Annotated in this window: 1 protein-coding gene; it reads right to left on the bottom strand. The window is 58.3% G+C overall.

Annotated features, from left to right (window positions below; genetic code table 11):
• Nucleotides 1-1,469 (bottom strand): DEAD/DEAH box helicase family protein (locus AC3WVG_RS11800; protein WP_488798315.1); only part of this gene is annotated, 1,469 nt, incomplete at both ends.

Here is a 1,469-nt window from a genome sequence, read left to right on the forward strand (position 1 = left end):
CCGCCCAATGCCTCATGCAAGTGCCGGGCGACGCCGATGTAGTCGACAATATAACCGCATTCCTTACCTCGCACCCGTCGGTTCACGCGGGCAATCGTCTGGAGGAGTTCATGGGCCACAATCTTACGGTCTAGATAGAGGACCTGTTCCAACGGCGCGTCAAACCCTGTGGTCAACATGCTTTTGACGCACAAGAACGCCAGCCCGTCCTGCTTTGCCGGGTCCTCGTGAACGAGCGGCTTCTTGAATCGGGCGATGTTGGCATCCTGCTTCGCCTTGTCTGTCCATTCGCGCCAGGAAGGCGGATCATTGTGATTGTGGGAAACGACGGCCGCAAACTCCAGGCGGCGGATCGTATCAAGATGTTTGGCTGCTCCGACAAGAAACTGCGTGTATTCATCTTCCTGTGCGAGTTCTTCGTCACTTAGCCTAAGTTTGCCCGGATCAAGGGATTCGATTTCCTGCACAATCCGGTCGCGCGCGTTCTCCAGGGCTTCACAGTATCGGATCGCCGCCAGCCGTGACACCGCCACGACCTGTGCCTTAAAGCCATTCGGGAGAACGGCCCGAATGTAGTGCCGCAGCATGTCCGCTGCTTTCTCGGCGATGAGCTTGGGTGCTTCGAGCACGTCGCCCTCAGCCGCGTATTTGTTCTTGATCGCCTGTTTCTCGGCATCGGTGTAATCGCGAAAGAGGTCTTCGAACCTCTGGTCCAGCCGATCGGTGTGCTCCACAAGCCCGTCGGCGGTTCGCCCCTCGTAGACGATCTTAACGGTCGCCTCGTCTTCCACGGCCTCGTTCAACCGGTACTTGTCGATAAACTCCCCGAAGATCGCCTGGGTCGTTGCCTTGTCGCTGCGCATGATGGGCGTACCGGTAAACCCGATCTTGGCTGCGTTGGGCAGTGCCTTCATCATATTGGCGTGGAAGGTCTTTGTGTGCGAGCGATGGGCCTCGTCGATCAGGATCAGGATGTTAGGGGATTCGTTCAGAACCTCGAACTCCTGATCCCGAACCGCGAGCTTCAGCGTCTTGGTTTTCTCCTGGTGTACCAGACGCTCCTCGCCTTCGAGGGGCTGTCTCACCTTCACCGGCACTTCGTATTCATAGACCTCTGCCTCGCCCTTGCGCTCCAGGTACTTCTGGATCATGGCAAAGACGATGTCCGGGCTGTCTTCGCGTAAAATCGACTTGAGCGTCTCGGTGGCCGACGTTCTTCGCCTCTCGTCCTGCTGATCCGGCCGGATGTTTTCGCCAGTGAGAGCGGCCGTCTCCCGGAGCTGTTTTTCCAGGTCGGTGCGGTCCGTGACGACCACCACCTTGAAGGCCCGCAACTTTGGGATGGTTCGCATCTTTCGGACGAGATAGACCATCGTGATGCTCTTGCCCGAGCCCTGTGTATGCCAGATGATGCCGCCGCGCCGGTCCTGGTCTTTCTCGTCCTCTTGACGGGTCTTGCCCGTGAGCAG

This window comes from Desulfovulcanus sp., assembly GCF_982781345.1.